At 37.5% G+C, this 16,684-nt stretch carries 17 protein-coding genes; 10 read left to right on the forward strand and 7 right to left on the reverse strand.

What is annotated here, in order from left to right; translation table 11 throughout:
* Position 1: 1 nt before the first annotated feature.
* Genes citE through citC form a run of 3 tightly spaced genes read right to left on the reverse strand, consistent with a single transcriptional unit; the run spans position 2 to position 2,194 of the window.
* Positions 2 to 889 carry a citrate (pro-3S)-lyase subunit beta gene (citE, locus tag HYQ40_05850; GenBank protein MBZ6527297.1) on the reverse strand — a complete coding sequence of 296 codons (888 nt, stop codon included), beginning with the start codon at positions 887 to 889 and terminating at the stop codon, positions 2 to 4.
* Entirely contained in the window at positions 877 to 1,182 is a 306-nt protein-coding gene (gene citD / locus HYQ40_05855; GenBank protein ID MBZ6527298.1) for a citrate lyase acyl carrier protein, read from the reverse strand. Before citD ends, citE begins: the two co-directional genes overlap by 13 nt.
* Before the next feature lie 16 nt (positions 1,183 to 1,198).
* Positions 1,199 to 2,194, reverse strand: a complete 996-nt coding sequence (citC, locus tag HYQ40_05860) for a [citrate (pro-3S)-lyase] ligase (protein ID MBZ6527299.1) — start codon at positions 2,192 to 2,194, stop codon at positions 1,199 to 1,201.
* A 449-nt stretch (positions 2,195 to 2,643) separates the two neighbouring features.
* On the opposite strand from citC, the gene HYQ40_05865 reads away from it, so the two are divergent.
* From HYQ40_05865 to HYQ40_05895, 7 genes are all read left to right on the forward strand, one after another.
* Entirely contained in the window at positions 2,644 to 4,035 is a 1,392-nt protein-coding gene (locus tag HYQ40_05865) for an oxaloacetate decarboxylase subunit alpha (protein MBZ6527300.1), read from the forward strand.
* A 32-nt stretch (positions 4,036 to 4,067) separates the two neighbouring features.
* Positions 4,068 to 4,364 (forward strand): OadG family protein, encoded by a 297-nt coding sequence (locus HYQ40_05870; GenBank protein ID MBZ6527301.1) that lies wholly within the window; start codon positions 4,068 to 4,070, stop codon positions 4,362 to 4,364.
* A 16-nt stretch (positions 4,365 to 4,380) separates the two neighbouring features.
* Positions 4,381 to 4,740, forward strand: a complete 360-nt coding sequence (locus HYQ40_05875; GenBank protein ID MBZ6527302.1) for a biotin/lipoyl-binding protein — start codon at positions 4,381 to 4,383, stop codon at positions 4,738 to 4,740.
* A gap of 15 nt (positions 4,741 to 4,755) precedes the next feature.
* Positions 4,756 to 5,886, forward strand: coding sequence for a sodium ion-translocating decarboxylase subunit beta (locus HYQ40_05880; protein ID MBZ6527303.1), 1,131 nt, complete (start codon positions 4,756 to 4,758; stop codon positions 5,884 to 5,886).
* Positions 5,887 to 6,096: 210 nt separating this feature from the next.
* Positions 6,097 to 6,801 carry a GntR family transcriptional regulator gene (locus HYQ40_05885; GenBank protein ID MBZ6527304.1) on the forward strand — a complete coding sequence of 235 codons (705 nt, stop codon included), beginning with the start codon at positions 6,097 to 6,099 and terminating at the stop codon, positions 6,799 to 6,801.
* 10 nt (positions 6,802 to 6,811) lie between these two features.
* Complete coding sequence (citG, locus tag HYQ40_05890; protein ID MBZ6527305.1) at positions 6,812 to 7,672, forward strand: triphosphoribosyl-dephospho-CoA synthase CitG; 861 nt, start codon at positions 6,812 to 6,814, stop codon at positions 7,670 to 7,672.
* A 49-nt stretch (positions 7,673 to 7,721) separates the two neighbouring features.
* The gene (locus HYQ40_05895; GenBank protein ID MBZ6527306.1) at positions 7,722 to 8,051 is read left to right on the forward strand and encodes an aminotransferase class I/II-fold pyridoxal phosphate-dependent enzyme; all 330 of its coding nucleotides are present in this window, start codon (positions 7,722 to 7,724) and stop codon (positions 8,049 to 8,051) included.
* A gap of 847 nt (positions 8,052 to 8,898) precedes the next feature.
* On the opposite strand, the gene HYQ40_05900 is transcribed toward HYQ40_05895, so the two are convergent.
* Positions 8,899 to 10,485 (reverse strand): peptide ABC transporter substrate-binding protein, encoded by a 1,587-nt coding sequence (locus HYQ40_05900; GenBank protein MBZ6527307.1) that lies wholly within the window; start codon positions 10,483 to 10,485, stop codon positions 8,899 to 8,901.
* Between the two features lie 998 nt (positions 10,486 to 11,483).
* On the opposite strand from HYQ40_05900, the gene HYQ40_05905 reads away from it, so the two are divergent.
* The 3 genes from HYQ40_05905 (at position 11,484) to mscL (ending at position 13,802) form a co-directional block, all read left to right on the forward strand.
* Positions 11,484 to 12,038 carry a folate family ECF transporter S component gene (locus HYQ40_05905; protein ID MBZ6527308.1) on the forward strand — a complete coding sequence of 185 codons (555 nt, stop codon included), beginning with the start codon at positions 11,484 to 11,486 and terminating at the stop codon, positions 12,036 to 12,038.
* A 135-nt stretch (positions 12,039 to 12,173) separates the two neighbouring features.
* A complete protein-coding gene (locus HYQ40_05910; GenBank protein ID MBZ6527309.1) occupies positions 12,174 to 13,307 on the forward strand; it encodes an FAD-binding oxidoreductase in 1,134 nt (377 codons plus the stop codon).
* Between the two features lie 120 nt (positions 13,308 to 13,427).
* Positions 13,428 to 13,802 (forward strand): large conductance mechanosensitive channel protein MscL, encoded by a 375-nt coding sequence (gene mscL / locus HYQ40_05915; protein MBZ6527310.1) that lies wholly within the window; start codon positions 13,428 to 13,430, stop codon positions 13,800 to 13,802.
* A 50-nt stretch (positions 13,803 to 13,852) separates the two neighbouring features.
* On the opposite strand, the gene HYQ40_05920 is transcribed toward mscL, so the two are convergent.
* The 3 genes from HYQ40_05920 to HYQ40_05930 all read right to left on the reverse strand — a co-directional run bounded on the left by HYQ40_05920 (position 13,853) and on the right by HYQ40_05930 (position 16,684).
* Positions 13,853 to 14,827 carry a helix-turn-helix transcriptional regulator gene (locus HYQ40_05920; protein MBZ6527311.1) on the reverse strand — a complete coding sequence of 325 codons (975 nt, stop codon included), beginning with the start codon at positions 14,825 to 14,827 and terminating at the stop codon, positions 13,853 to 13,855.
* Positions 14,828 to 15,104: 277 nt separating this feature from the next.
* Complete coding sequence (locus HYQ40_05925) at positions 15,105 to 15,656, reverse strand: DNA-3-methyladenine glycosylase I (protein MBZ6527312.1); 552 nt, start codon at positions 15,654 to 15,656, stop codon at positions 15,105 to 15,107.
* 14 nt (positions 15,657 to 15,670) lie between these two features.
* Positions 15,671 to 16,684: a YdcF family protein gene (locus tag HYQ40_05930; protein MBZ6527313.1), complete on the reverse strand. Its 1,014-nt coding sequence runs from the start codon at positions 16,682 to 16,684 to the stop codon at positions 15,671 to 15,673.

The following is a 16,684-nucleotide window of genomic DNA, read 5'->3' on the forward strand; positions in this document are numbered from 1 at the left end:
ATTATAGTTCCTCCTCTGTAATGATATTCGCTGCTTTAGCTAAAGCAATAACACGCTCAGCACGTTCAACGATTGGCTTATCAACCATTTTTCCGTTAACAGAGATAACCCCTGAACCTTTTTCTTCAGCTTCTTGAATTGCCCAAATAATTTCTTTTGCATTGTCAATTTCTTTTTGAGTTGGTGCGTATTCATCATGAACAATGGGAATTTGACGAGGGTTGATAATTGATTTTCCATCGAAACCTAATTGTTTAATATGTTGTACTTCATTTCTGAAGCCTTCTTCGTTATCTACGTCTGAATAAACAGTATCTAAAGCTGCAATACCTGCATCTCTCGCTGCATGTAGAATGAAGCTACGTGCGAAGAATAATTCTTCTCCAGTGGCACTTCTTTCAGTCTTCATGTTTGTCACGTAGTCTTCTGCTCCTAGAGCAATACCGATTAAGCGGTCTGACGCGTGGGCAATCTCACGTACATTTAAAATACCTGTAGCTGATTCGATCGCAGCCATAATATTTGTTGTACCCACTTCGATGCCGTTTTCTCTCTCAACTCGTTCGATAACAGCTTCGACGTCTTTGATTTCTTGTGCATTTTCAGTTTTTGGTAAACGAATCACGTTCACGCCACCTAATACTGATGCTTCGATATCCTGATCTCCACCAGCTTTTAAATCGTTAATACGAACAACCGTTTCAACGTTACTATAGTCAATATTTTTTAATGCATTATGTACTAACATACGTGCAGTATCTTTCTCGTTCAATGATACAGCATCTTCTAAATCAAACATTACTGCATCTGAGCCGTATAAAGGTGCATCTCTAAGCATTGCTGCGTTAGCACCAGGCACAAACATCATCGTTCTTCTTAAACGTTCCATGTTGCAATCTCCTTCCAGTTAAATGTAGTTTCATCTGCAGCACGGTAAACAGCTGCAATTGTTCTTGCTTGAACTGTACAATCTAATGCACCTTGGTCAACAGCAGTTACTTTTGCGTTTTCCACTCCAAGTTTTTCTAAAGTTTCTTTGATAACTTTACGGATTTGTGCTCCGAATTGTTTCTCTACACTACTTTCTAGTTCAATCTCGATACCATTATCTGATTGAGCCACAGTGACCATAATGTCAGAAGACTCAACTGTCCCTGCGACACCATTTTGTTTAATTTCCATCTTTTTCACCTCAAATTTATTTTTTGTTTTGAATATAGTCGTACGTTGTACTTGGAACTAAATTCTTAATGCTTTCTGGATGACCTTCCGATAGTGCTTTACGTACTTTCGTAGCGCTAATCACTTCGCCTTCAATCTCTAATCGTGGAATAATTTCTAATTCCAGATCATCTTGAAAAACTTCACTCATACTTTCATTATAAATCTCTGTGACGCGTGAATAAGGCTCTTTACCGACGAAGCGGTGGTTGATATTAAGAACCGGAGCCACTCTTTCTTTAAATAAAGTAGCATCAACCGTTGCTTGAATTCGTGCGACACTTTCTTGAGCACGATCTCGCAAGAAGTATGATGGGAATGTTGCCGAAGAGACCATGTAATCATTCGTTGGTAAGACAATGACATTTGACATGTCAGCGGTTGCACGTTTTACCAACATCATTCGCTCCTCATCATTAAATTCAGAACGATCTTCAGACAGAACGAATACATACACGTAATCACTTTGTTTGGCTGTTTCTTCAATTAAGTGAAGGTGTCCATTAGTAATCGGGTTGGCGTTCATAACGACTGCGCCATTGTTTCCTTCTTTTTTATGATTACTTAACATAGATAAGTAATCTTCAAAATTAGGATGACCAAATTCCATGAAGGTAACATTCGACGTCTCTACAATCTTATTAAAGCCTAGTGATTTAAAGTAAACACTATTCTTTGGACATGTATAGACGAAATAATGATTTGAGCCATTACTTCTTAGTTGATCCATTAGATGGACAACAATATCCGTCAGAAAGTTTTCTGATTGATAGTCTGAATGAACGGCTACACATTTAATAACGTTGCCAGCATATGAACCAGTAGCAACGAGATCATCACCTTTATAAATACCGACTGTATAATCGGTCTGTTCCTGAGTGCTTAAGTTGGAAGCTTCTAATAAATCTTCCCAATCTTTGCGTGTACTTTGGCTTCGATGAATCCATAAACGTTTCGTTGTATACACTATCATCTTCCTTTTTTATTGACTAAAAGTTCTATTGCCTGCCCCAAACCAATATTGCATGAAGAAAATTATTCATTTCTTCATTCCACTATTCATTATATATTAATTATATTAATCGTGTTGTTTTTCCCCTGTATTTTATAATTCTAATCCTTATGCTGCCTAACATGTTAACGTTATCAGTCGATTAGAATGTTATTCTGATGTAAATATTATGACAGAACAAACCTGTAAAACAGCTGCATTGAATTTACTTCTTCTATATGAAGCCGTTTTAATTAGGCATTTATATAACGTTTTTTAGAGGTATATTTAGTCTTGTTTTTATTTTATGCAAAAATTTATACGCAAAAAAACACCATTAGAACAGTATTTTCCCAAAAAAGAATTTCATTCTGTTGTGTTTTCGCTTACAATAAAGATAAATATAACTTATGAGAAAGGTTGATATATATATGGTTGAAGTACGTATTAATGAAACCGTCTTGAGAGATGCACATCAAAGTTTGATGGCGACTCGCATGTCGACAGAAGATATGCTTCCAATTATTGAGAAAATGGACTCGGCGGGATATTACGCACTTGAATGTTGGGGGGGCGCAACTTATGATTCAGCGATTCGTTTCTTAGATGAAGATCCATGGGAACGACTACGCGAAATTCGTAAACGTACGCCGAATACGAAATTGATGATGTTACTTAGAGGTCAAAACTTAATCGGTTACCGTCACTATGCTGATGATGTTGTTGATAAGTTTATTCAAAAGGCTGTTGAGAACGGCATTGATATCTTCCGAATCTTCGATGCGTTAAACGATTCACGTAATGTTCGCGCTTCACTTGAAGCAGTTAAGAAATACGGTGCACATGCACAATTAGCAATTGCATATACAACAAGTGATGTTCATACCGTTGAGTATTACACAAAACTAGCAAAAGAATACAACGATATGGGTGCTGACTCAATCTGTATTAAAGACATGGCTGGTATCTTAACTCCGGCTGTTACTCGTGAATTAATTCCAGCGATTAAAGCTGTGATTGATGTGCCATTAAACTTACACACGCACGCAACAAGTGGTGTGTCACAAATGACTTACTTAGCTGCTGTTGAGAATGGCGTTGATATTATTGATACAGCGATTTCTCCTTTAGCTGAAGGAACAAGTCAACCACCTACTGAATCAATGGCATTAACATTAGAAGAATTAAATATTAATACACACTTAAACATTGATACTTTAGAAGAAATTGCGGACTACTTTAAAGGCATTCGTGATAAATATTTAGCAGACGGTACATTAGACAGTAAAATGATGTTCGCTGATCCTAAAGCTTTAATTTACCAAGTTCCTGGTGGTATGTTATCGAACTTAAACTCACAACTCCGTCAAGCAGGTGCTTTAGATAAATACGATGCTGTACTTAACGAAGTTCCTTCTGTTCGTGAGGACATGGGCTTCCCACCGCTTGTAACACCCTTAAGTCAAATGGTTGGAACACAAGCGGTCTTCAACGTATTAACTAGAGAACGCTACAAGATGGTTCCTAATGAAATCAAGGACTACTTAAAAGGCTTATATGGTAAATCTCCTGCACCAGTCGATGAGGAATTCCGGCGCTCAATTATCGGTGACGCAGAAGTCATCGAAACGCGTCCAGCAGATCGTTTAGAGCCAGAGTTCGAAAAACTTAAAGCTGAATTAGGCGACCTAGGTAAAAACGATGAAGACGTATTAACTTACGCTTTATTCCCACAAGTAGGTCAGCAATACCTAGAAAGAAAATATCAACCTAAACCAGTCGCAGGAGAAACAATTAAGATTCATGCCCGCTACGGTCAATAGTAAGTCGATGAACGAAGGAGGAATTTAATTAGATGGAATCAATTAGTATTATAGACGGTTTAATGTTAACAGTCGTTTCTATGCTTACAGTGTTCGTAGTCCTTATAGCTCTTTGGGGTATCACAGAATTAACTGCAAAGCTTGTTAACGGAAGCGAAAAAGCAGAACCTACACCCGCACCTGCTAAACCAAAGCCTGCAGTAAACACTAATAACTTAGCACCGAACAAAAAACATCAACAAGTTGCTGAATTAGTCGCTTTAGCATTAGCGTCTGAAGATGAGCCAAACAAGAAGTTAGAAATCCAAGAATCAAAACGAATTAAATAATCGGAGGATATAAATCATGAAAAAATACGAAATCGAAATTAACAATGAAGTATACCGAGTATCGGTAAAAGAATTACCTGCTGATGCAGATATGTCAACAGGTCAAACAGCTGCTCCTGCTGCTCAAGAAACACAAAGCGCTCCAGCTCCTGCTGCCGCATCAGGCGGAACAGAAATTAACGCACCAATGTCTGGAACTATCTTAAAAGTTGCTGTTACACCAGGTCAATCAGTTGCTCAAGGGGATACATTAATCGTCTTAGAAGCTATGAAGATGGAGAACGAAATTGTTGCTCCTACAGATGGTGTTGTTGGTGCAATTAGTGTCAGCCAAGGTGACAGTGTACAATCTGATCAATTACTACTGACTATATAGGAGGTATTCGTTTACATGTTAGATACAATTAATGAACTTATACAATCTTCCGGGTTTTTAAGTTTAACTATACAAGAAATCATCGTCATTATGTTGGCTTTGGTTTTAATCTTTTTAGCCGTTTCTAAAAACTATGAACCATATTTATTAATTCCAATTGGATTCGGTATGTTACTTGCTAACTTACCTCTGACAGGATTAATGGATCCTGCAACTGCAACAGAGAATGGTGGATTGCTTCATTACCTATATCAAGGGGTCGGTCTCGGAATATTTCCACCACTGATTTTCCTCTGTTTAGGAGCATCTACTGACTTTGGTCCGCTTATTGCGAATCCAAAAACATTATTATTAGGTGGAGCTGCTCAATTCGGTATTTTCGCTGCATTCTTCGGTGCTTTAGCTTTAGGTATGACGCCAAGTGAATCTGCTGCCATTGGTATTATCGGAGGAGCCGATGGGCCAACAGCTATCTATCTTTCTTCTCAATTAGCTGAGCATATCTTACCAACGATTGCGATTGCTGCTTACTCATACATGGCGCTTGTTCCAATTATTCAACCGCCAATTATGCGTGCGTTAACAACTGAAAAAGAAAGAACAACTGTTATGACGCAAGCACGTCCAGTATCACAAAAGGAAAAAATCATTTTCCCAATCGTTGTTACTTTATTCGTAAGTTTACTCATTCCTTCTGCTGCATCTTTAGTTGGGATGTTAATGTTAGGAAACTTAATTCGTGAAAGTAAAGTTGTACCTTTAATTACAACAACTTTAGAGAACTCGATGATGTATATCATTACAATTCTTTTAGGTGTTTCAGTAGGTGCTTCCGCAGATGCTGCGACTTTACTATCACTTGATACAATCAAAATCATTTTCTTAGGTCTATTCGCCTTTGTTATTGGTACGACAAGTGGTGTCCTTATGGGTAAACTGATGTACAAATTAACAAATGGTGAAATTAACCCATTAATTGGTTCTGCTGGAGTTTCTGCCGTACCAATGGCTGCGCGTGTCGCACAATCTGAAGGGATTAAAGCAAATCCAAATAACTATTTATTAATGCATGCAATGGGGCCAAACGTAGCTGGAGTTATCGGATCAGCTGTTGCAGCTGGTATCTTACTAAGTTTCTTTGGATAATCAATGTAACTAGTTAATCTATAACGAAGGTATACTTTTAACAAAGTGTTCCTTCGTTTTTTATTTAAGCATTGTGTATTATGTATGTTGAAATAAAGCTTCTGGGGTACATATTGAATTTAAGTTCAAATAAGTATACAATTCAGGTGCATTTGTCAATTATTCACTATATTCTTTGACAAGAATAATTAATAATATAGGAGGTATATAATGGACTCTACAGTTGAAGCCGTAAAGGCAAATTTAGATATCAATTCCAATCAAACGTTAAAAGTTTCTGTCTATCATGCATTTAAGCGAACCATTATCTTAGGTGAAATCCCAGCAGGTGAGCGTATTAATGAATCGGTTTTCTCAGAAGAAATGAACATTAGTCGAACTCCTATCCGTTATGCGCTCGAACAACTTTTAAAAGAAGAACTCGTTGAACATGTTCCAGGTATCGGGATGATTGTAAGAGGGATTAGTATTAAAGATGCATACGAAATTTATGATATTCGTAAAGCACTCGACACACTTGCCTTTACGAAAGCTATGCACCTGATGACCGAGGAGGATTTCGATGAGCTTGAGCGCCATTTACAAAGCGGGGATAGCATTCAGACAAAAGAATCTGATGACCGCATTGATAACCTAATTAATAATTTCTCTGGATTTAATGCTTATGTTTATGAAAAGTCACAGATGCGTCGTCTACCGAAAATTATTGATGAGCTGCAGGCCTATCTCGTTTACTTTAGAGAATTATCCATTCGTTCAGAAGTTCGCAGTAAAATTGCACTAGAAGAGCACTTCTTAATCTTAAGAGGGATGCGCAATAAAGATGTTGAAAGGATGACCATGCTTATTCATGAGCATCTCGATCATTCACTGGAATTTATAATTGAAGATATGGAGAAACGTAATATTGGTTAACTTACACTCAATGCATAATTGCATTCCTCGACTAGCAACGAAAGCTCTGATGTATGAAGTGTCTCTTTCTCCTAAACCAGGTTTAGTTGACCGACTCAATAACGGTTCACATCGAGATATGAACTTTTTTACTTTTGTCGATAGTGTTCTTTCATTTGAACCCTTCTTTAAGCAGTATTACGAATTAGGGAGAAGTTTGCAGCAAACAAATGATTTAAATGGCTTATTTAAAGGTTCTAGACGAATTGGAATTAACGCTGAAATAGCTATGTTTGAAGCTACTCGTGGTATCAATACACATAAAGGCGCTAACTTTTCATTCGCTCTTTTACTTGTTGCTGTGGGTTATATTATTGAGCGTGAGCAATTGTCGACTTGGTCAGCCTCTCACACAACTGAAGCTTTCCAACTGATTCGTTTAATGACTAAGGATACCTTACTCAAAGATTTTGATGATATTCATACAAAAGAGCATTTATCACATGGTGAGAGACTTTATATTGAACATGGTATTACCGGTATTCGTGGCGAAGCTGTCAGTGGTTACCCTATCTTACAAGATGTGTTGATGCCTTATTTACGCAGTTTAGATAATCCTATGTTGGAACACAATCTATTAAAAGCATTAATGCTAATTATGGGACACATTGAAGATGGCAATATCATCCACCGTGGTGGTTTCGAAGCTTGGGAAACAATCAAGATAGAAGCACTCGAATTGTTTAATCAACAAAGTGAGCCACGTAAATTTCTTGAAAGCTTGCACGAATATGACCAAGTGATGATTGAACGTCATCTTAGCCCTGGTGGTGCAGCGGATGCTTTGGCCTTAGGAATCTTCTTGTCTCTATTGGAGCAGTCTGAGTTTTAATACACCGCCTCTCTTCCTTAATTAGCTATATTTTCCAACACCACGCTTCATTAAAGACGCAGCCATTGATGAGATTCGTGCAGAATACAAAATTCGCCGTGACTACTTATTAGATCGTTTCCGTAAAATGGGCTTCGATGTTTCAACACCCAATGGAGCTTTCTACTTATTCATCAAAGTTCCAACTTGGTTTCAAGGTGACGACATGGACTTCTGTCTCAAAGTAGCTCACGAAGCTAAAGTTGGTTTCGTACCTGGTCAAGCCTTTGGCGATGCTGGAAGAAAATACTTCCGTCTAAGCTATGCTACAAGTCTTGAAGAACTTGAACAAGCAGTTGATTGTATTGAAGCGTTCATTAATAAGAATAAACCTGCTTAGTTCATACTAAAGGGGCTGGGACAAAAGGGCCTTGTGCTTTAAAAAGATAACGCGCTTAGAAGCCTGAGATAGTCCTCAGTCTTTCAAGCGCAAAATGAAATCGGAAAGACCACCACAAATGTAAAAAGTTTGTGGCGGTCTTTTTTGTTTAGGGGCTTTTGTCCCATCCTCGGGTTTTTAAAAATTTAACTATTTCTATTTAAAATTCAATTAAGTCACTCAAGTAAGGAGCTATCTAGCCTAAAAATGGATACACTTCTCCACTTTCCACTGGTTGGTTCCATTGATTAATTTGACGCTCAGTAATATCTGATGCATCATAAATGTTCTTTTCCATTTTTATCATATCTCCTTTATTAAATTGATATAAATTCAGATAAACGCTTGGTAACAATATCCAATTCACCTATGTATACCAACATACTTAACTCATTCGCAAAGTTTCCCTCAATGTTTGTTTGTATCTTTAGTTGTTCTTTATCAAGATAAAACCTTTTCGGACCCAATCTAACTCGGCTTTCAATATATTTAGCTCTACTAGCTCTCTCATTATCGTCATGTGATTGGCAAACTTTTCTAACTACTTTTTTCCCCAAACCAACTAGTCCAATCTATCTTTATTGTTATAGTTATACATACTTTTCTCCTTTCATAATCCGCATTCTACCAACCGATATTTTGCTAAAACATAGTCTTATCACCTCTTTTTTATTCTTATACTTATATAACGGCTTTTGAGCTTCAAAAATTAACCCACTTCTAAATTTATTTTACAAAAAAGCAAAAAATCCCCGAAACTTAGGCACAAGCCTAAATTACGGGAACTTTTCCTTATATTAATTGCTAATTATTCACTAATCGAAACATGTTTCAGATCAATACGACCCACGGCATCATAATCCATACCTTCGATACGGTCACTCTCAACAAACGCATTACTGTAGTAATAGATTGGAATAACTGGCATTTCATCTATCATCACTGCTTCAGCATCACGTAATAATTGGAGACGTGCTTCTTCATCTAATTCGTAATCTGACTCATCTAGGAGTGCTTTATACGCTTCAGATTCCCATCCAGTATCGTTATTACCTACATCTTTCGTACGGTACATATCTAAGTAAGTTGTTGCATCGTTATATTTACCAGTCCAACCCATACGTCCAACTTGATAATCTAACATACTTAATTTATCTAGATAAACTTGCCATTCAGTGTTATCAATTGAAATATTGATACCTAGTTCCTGTGCCCATTTTTCTTGAACATCTTGAGCGATTACCGAGTGAGCTTCACTTGTATTAATCGATAAGTTAATTGTTAACTCGCTTGGATCTGATAAGCCTAGCTCTTCTAAACCAACCGCTAAGTACTCTCTTGCTGTATCATAGTCTGCGTCTTCGAAGTATCCACGGTCTTCTTCAAATCCTGGAATCATTGGCGGTACATAACCTAAAGCAGGAATTTGTCCACCTTTGGTAATATTATCAACAATATTCTGGCGGTCCACAGCTAATGCTAAAGCCTTACGAATATTTGGATTAGACATGACTGGATCTGTTACGTTCATAATATACCAGTAAATCGCTGACGTCGCTTGAGTTTGTAGAAGTCCTTGCTCTTCAAATACTTCAATCGAATCTAATGACACTGTTCCGTAAGGAGACCCTAAAAAGTCTAAGTTCCCTGCCATAAATTCAGACGTCGCAGCTGCTTCTGATTCAATGATTTGCACATTCACAGCATCTAAAGCGACATTATCCATATCCCAATACTGTTCGTTTTTCTCTAATACATAATCACTATTATGAGTCCATTCAGTCAGAACAAATGGTCCGTTAGTAATATAATCTTCGTTAGCGCCTACTGCCCAACTTTCATTTTCATCAACAACAGCAGGATTCACTGGTGAGAACGTATACATCGCAACAAACTCAGTAAAGTAAGGCGTTGGTGAGCGTAGAACAACTTCTAATGTGTAATCATCTAAAACATTAATTTGCACATCTTCTAAATCGCCCTCACCCTTGTTATAATTCTCAGCTCCTTCAATCGCATATAGGAACTCAGCTCGTTGAGATAAAGTCTCAGGATTCAAGACACGCTTCCACGCATACTCAAAATCACTCGCAACAACCGGATCACCGTTCGACCACTTCGCATCTTCACGCAAATGGAACGTATAAACTAAAGCATCTTCACTCACATCCCACGACTCAGCTGCTGCCGGAACAATGTCTCCCTCAGGCGTCACAGACGTTAACCCTTCAAACACGTTATCAATAATCGCTCCAGATGTTGTATCCGTCCCCAATGCTGGATCAATCGTCGGTGGTTCTGATGCAATCGTTAAATTAGCAGTGTTTTCATTTGCACTCACAATCGCTTGAGGCGCAACAGCACTGAGCATTACTGCAGACGCAACAATAACCATCGAGCATTTTTTTATTAAATTAAGTAACATATTAACTCCCCTTTTTTATTATATTCATGTATATTAGCATACAGGGTTACCTTCCTCTTTTCAACATATTTATTAAATTAAGGTTAGTTTTATTAAAAATGCCTCTATATTGTTTTTAACAAATAATCTAACAATATTATTTTAATGAACTAAACATTATTGAATTAAATCCTTTTATATCTAGAATTGTTACACATATAAAATGTTTCGTTGAACAAAAATGACGCCTCAATTCCCAATGGATAAATCATTAGAACAATATTAATAAACCAAATTATGTAGTCAATCTTACAAACAAAAAATACTTTTAATTTTAACTGATTTCTGAATTTAATAATAAAAATATATTTTTATTATTTTTTGAAACCGAGTACATTAGACAGCCAATTCCTGAGGTCAGTCAAAAAGAAAATTGCCTCAGTACTTTGAGACTATCGAACGACTAATCCTTTTAGACCGAAAGAATTAACACCTTTAGAATTCGATAATCTTCGCAGTGATATTACATGTCAGAGTTTTTAGAAAGAATATTCATTGCTTGAATTGCAAACATACTGTCACAAAATTTGAGTCGGTTTATGGAGTTGCACGTCTATTACGATATATATTTTGTGGCAATCCAGAAATGATAACAGCAAAAAATGTCTAATGGAACAAGCACTTACTATCATATTAATATAAATAAAACTTGGTTTGGCGCGTACGAAGCCCATGCTAACACGAACATCCCATACTCATTAACACTTTAGATATTCGCCCGCCCTATATTTAATTACTGACATGTTGTATAATGAAGGCATAATTGGAAACAATTAAATAATTGATAACAGAGTAAAAAATGAGCGTAAAGTGTTCTTAGATGGGATGTTGCTAGGAAACGAAGCTTGGTTTAATTGACCAGACGCGATTCATTTTTGCATTCGCTGCATATCACTGTGTAGCTCTCTGTGAAAGAGGAGAGTATTCATATGAATAGAAAGATTGATGCAAGTCGCAACTTTGCACCAAGGAAAATTTCAACTTCGCAACTGACTTTGATGGCTATAATGGTTGCTGCACGAATTGTCTTAAGTTTTATACCGTCACTTAATTTTGGTAACTTAGTTGAAGTGGGCGTTGGCTTTGTGGGAACAGCATTTAGTGGGATTTTATTTGGTCCAGTCTTTAGTTTATTAGTATCAATAGTTAATGATTTAATCACTTTCTTTATAAGTGGAAGTGGATTCTTTTTCCCTGGCTTCACGATTAGTGCGGGAGTTGGAGGATGGCTCTACGGTTGGATTCTATGGCGCAAACCAATTACATGGCAGCGCATTTTTATTGCCGTACTGCTTGTAACATTGATTGTGAATTTAGGAATGAATTCAATTTGGATTCGTATGATGTACGGTCGTGCGTGGGCTGCTTTTATGCCGATGCGTATTGTAAAAAACCTGATTTCATTACCAATCAACACAATCATATTAACATTCTTATTCAAGTCGCCCGCTATTGAAAAATTAATCAAGAAATATCAATTCTAAATTTAATATCCGATAACAACACTCTGCCCTACCGTGCGAGTCCAGTGATTACTGGCACGGTAGGGCAGGTTTTTTGTTCATTTGATCAAAATTACTTTATAATATAGAGAACAAGAGATGGAGAAAGGTGAGAATATGGTACAACAAATAGCAATTATCGGCGGAGGGATTGTCGGATCAACTGCCGCTTATTATCTAACTCGAGCAGGATATAAGGTAACAGTCTTTGATAAAGATGAGGGCCAAGCAACACGTGCCTCAGCTGGAATTATCTGTCCTTGGTTTTCTTTGCGCCGCAATAAGCCATGGTACTTCCTAGTATCAAAGGGAGCGGAATTTTATCATCAATTCATGCAAGATTTAAAAGACGATGGCTACGATACGGACGCCATCTATCAAATTGACGGTGCTGTAATGATTCGCAACACAGACAAACGCGTCCAAAAAGATCTCGATCAAGCCGCTGAAAAGCGTCTGGCATCCCCTTCTATTGGCGACGTCCACAAAATATCTGCAGAAGAAGTTTCGGATTTTTTACCTTTAATTGAATCTCAAAAACCAGCAACGTGGGTTCAAGGTGGGGGACGTGTCCATGGGGACGCTTTAATTGATACGCTTCATCAAGCAATAAAAGACTTAGGTGGGGAAATTATCAATGAAAATGCACAGTTAAAGCAAAAAGGTGGGGATATCGTCATATCAACATCAACAATCGTTTCTCAACAATTCGACCGATTGCTCCTTTCACCTGGTCCTGGTTTACCCGCTTTATTAGAACCACTTGGTTACAAGGTCGACATTCAAGCGCAAAAAGGCCAACTTTTCGTCATCAAAAACAAAGATTGGGTTAATAAGCATTGGCCGGTCATTATGCCAACCGGGCAAGGTGACATCATTCCTTTTAATAATGGGGAAATTATTATCGGTGCTACTCATGAAAATGAGCAAGGCAATAATTTGGACGTAGATTTATCGGTGCTGAATGACTTACGTGATGAAGCAAGTCAATGGATGCCTAGCTTAAAAGATTATGACATCGTTGAATCTAAAGTCGGAACACGAGCGCATACCTCTGACTTTTCTGTTTTAGTCGGTGCTGTTCCCGACTTAGATAACGTCTGGGCAATTAGTGGTTTAGGCTCATCAGGTCTAACAAGTGGTCCTTTTCTAGGATACCAATGGGCTCAACTTATTCAGAATAATTCGTGGGAAATTGACAACAACTCTTTCCCAATAGAAAATTACATCAGTGCTGAAACCTCTACATAATGCTCTATTATCAGTAAATAAATAAGCTTAATATTCATATAGCTGGGTTTTTTTTGGTGGACGTGTTATATTTAAGTCATAAATTATTTATTATATTTTTATCCTTAAGGAGGATCTATTATGTGGAAAGAGTTTAAAGGTTTTATTGCAAACGACAGCATTGTAACTATGGCAACTGGTATTATTATGGGTACAGCATTTACAGCAATCGTTAATTCATTAGTAAATGATATTTTCATGCCTCTTATTGTAGCAATCACAGGACAAGCTGATGTATCGGGTGTAGCAATTACAATTGGTAGCACTGAATTAGCTGTAGGTTTATTCTTACAAGCAGTCATCAACTTTATCTTAGTTGCATTATTCTTATACTTAACACTTAAAGCTTTAGAAAAAGTTCAAAAGAAAAAAATCGTTGCTCCAGACGAAGCGCCATCTGGACCATCTGAAACTGAATTATTAGAAGAAATTTTAGTAGAATTACGTAAAAAATAATTCACTCACTAAAAAAGAGCTAGCATCGCTTCGATGCTAGCTCTTTTTATTTACTCTCTATTTTGATTATTAAAGTTGAATAATCCTGATATCGCTGCAAAAATCATACTCGCAACTGGCCACACAATCCAACTACGACCCCAATCTTGTGTGATAAAGCTATATCCAAGGAATAGAGCTGTTATTAAAGGCCAATATATGCCTGCGAGTCTGTCTTCCATCTCATCGCCGTCACCCTTTTGATTTTGGCTCTCTAGTAACGTAGAGAAACTTCCCCAAAAAATTCCAGAAGTTATCAACATGTAAATTGCTAGGGAGACAATCGCCAGAAAGATACCGATAATATAGCCATTATTTGCTTCCGCAAAACGTTGAAAAGCTAAATTAATGACAACTAAAGGAATCACACTCGTAATAATTAAGGCAACGCCAAAGGCTAACTGACGCGTATAAACTGGATGGTACGTCTCTTTTTCTTTCTCTAAAAAGCCTCTCACGCCGAATTCCAACTCAAACGGCTGATCATCTAAAAACTCATAACTATGCATTCTCATCGACGCAAAGATTAGTAACCCGACTCCTATTGCTACCAATAAGAATAATAAGCCCAGACCTAATGCTTGACCTACATTCTCTGGAATCATATTTTGAATGGCTGGTGCTGTTAGAACAACAATGGGAATCGCACTACTAATTAAGAATACGACTGCCAAACCAATACGATGAGCAAATTCTGCCTGATCTTCTAAATACTGATTTGCCGTTTCAAGGGATACAGATACCCATTCTTCATCAGGCAACTCAACCTCTTCAATCTCATCACTAACATGCTCATCATTCAAAAGATAATCCGTTGTGACTCCAAATACTTTAGAGAGTTTAAGGATTTTATTCAGATCTGGTGTCGATTGTGCCCCTTCCCATTTGGACACTGATTGGCGACTGACATTCAATCTTTCTGCTAAGTCCTCTTGCGTCATGTGATGTTTCTTTCGCAAGTGGATAATTTTGTCTGCTAGAATCATGGTCAACACTCCTTATGGTATTGTCTTCTGTGTCTTTTTCTTACCTTTATTATCCCTTATTTTGCGGTTGCAGGCTATACAGCGCACTGTATAATTGCGCACCCACCAGTTGCGAATGCTTGTTTATCAACATTTAATAAATCTTCATCACTTTTAAAAGCAATACTTCTATATATCCTCATTATATACTTGTTTTCACTTTATTGATAATAATCAACAAAAAAACCCCCAGTCAGCATGCGCCTCTGCGGATTTAATCTCAATGACTATTCACTTATTAACGAAAGGTACAATCTAAGTCATGGTCATTAATAATACCAATCGCTTGAAGGTATGAGTAAATTGTCACACTTCCGATAAATTTAAAGCCTCGCTTTTTCATATCTTTAGTTACCGCATCACTTAACGCACTTTGTGTTGGTCGCTCATTCGATAAACTCAACACTTGCTTACCATCCACAAAGCCCCAAATATAATGATCAAATGAACCGAACTCCTCTTGTACTTTTATAAAAGCCTGTGCGTTCGCAATAGCTGCTTTTATTTTTCCTTTATGCCGAATAATACCGGCATCATTCGCCAAGCGTTCGATATCTTCCTCTCCATAATTTGCCACTTTCTGGTAGTCAAAGTGATCAAAGGCGTTTAAGAAGTTTTCTTTTTTTGAGAGAACAAGTTGCCAAGACAAGCCTACATGAAAGCTTTCTAATATCAACCATTGATATAACAATTGGTCCTCATGCTCCGGTACACCCCAGATATGATCATGGTATTCAACGTAATAATCAGGTTTACCAGCAATCCACTCACATCGTTTACTCTCTGCCACTTATCCCACTCTCCTTAATTTAAAATCTCAAACAGCCCTTGCGCAATTAATAATATAATAAAAGCATAATTCAACTCGCGTGTAAGCAAGATATACGCCACATATTCACGAATAATCGAAAATGGCCATAAATATATCGGTGTCCCCGCCCCTTGGTAATATGCTTTGAACCGACTTTGACGAGCGATATAATTCGACCGCATTAAGTGAAAACGACTTGTTATGACGGTCACTTTCCCTGATAAGCGGTGCTTCTTAATAAGAGCACTCGCGTTTGTAAAGTTCTCGTCTGTATTCTTAGCATAAGGCTCTAATATAATATCTTCAGCTGGGATTCCTTTTTGAATTAAATAATTCTCCATTCCCTCAGCCTCAGAATAAGTCGACTGATGTTGCGGTCCACCGGTCACGATAATCGTCACTTGGGATTGTGTCTGGCTTTTTTGTTTGTAGTACACTTGAACCGCTTTGTCCAAGCGACGTCTCAAGACATTCGTGACATTGTCAATATCATCCAACTGACTCCCTAAGACCAGCAAAATGGTCGCCTGCTTGCCTCTGGACCACAAACTAATCGCAAAATTCAAACAAATATAACACAAGAAAGTCCCCACAAAGTAAATCGACAAATAAATATAAATCCCGATTATCTCTTGAATTTGAATATCATTCAACCGCAACAAAGCCCAAATCGTTGCACCTACAAAGATTAATAAGGTAAAAGCCAACAGTAGATTAAATATCGTTCTAAATATCTTAGGTGAAGGCTGCTTGACCGTCTTATTAATCGCTAACACAGCAATCAACAACAAGACAAAAGGTACTGCCGCAATGAAGAAGCCACTCACAATATATAAGAAATACCTAAACATAAAGACAGGCGTCCAATTACTTTGCAAGATTAAGCCCATCAAGAAACTATTCATGCCGTATAATGCCAAGGCAGACGGTTGAAGCCAAGAATAGTTCGTAACAAAAGAGAGAAGAAATAGCATCAAAAATACAATTGCAATTCCATACAATAGCAC

The organism is Aerococcaceae bacterium DSM 111021 (assembly GCA_020112395.1).
Classification (GTDB): domain Bacteria; phylum Bacillota; class Bacilli; order Lactobacillales; family Aerococcaceae; genus Ruoffia.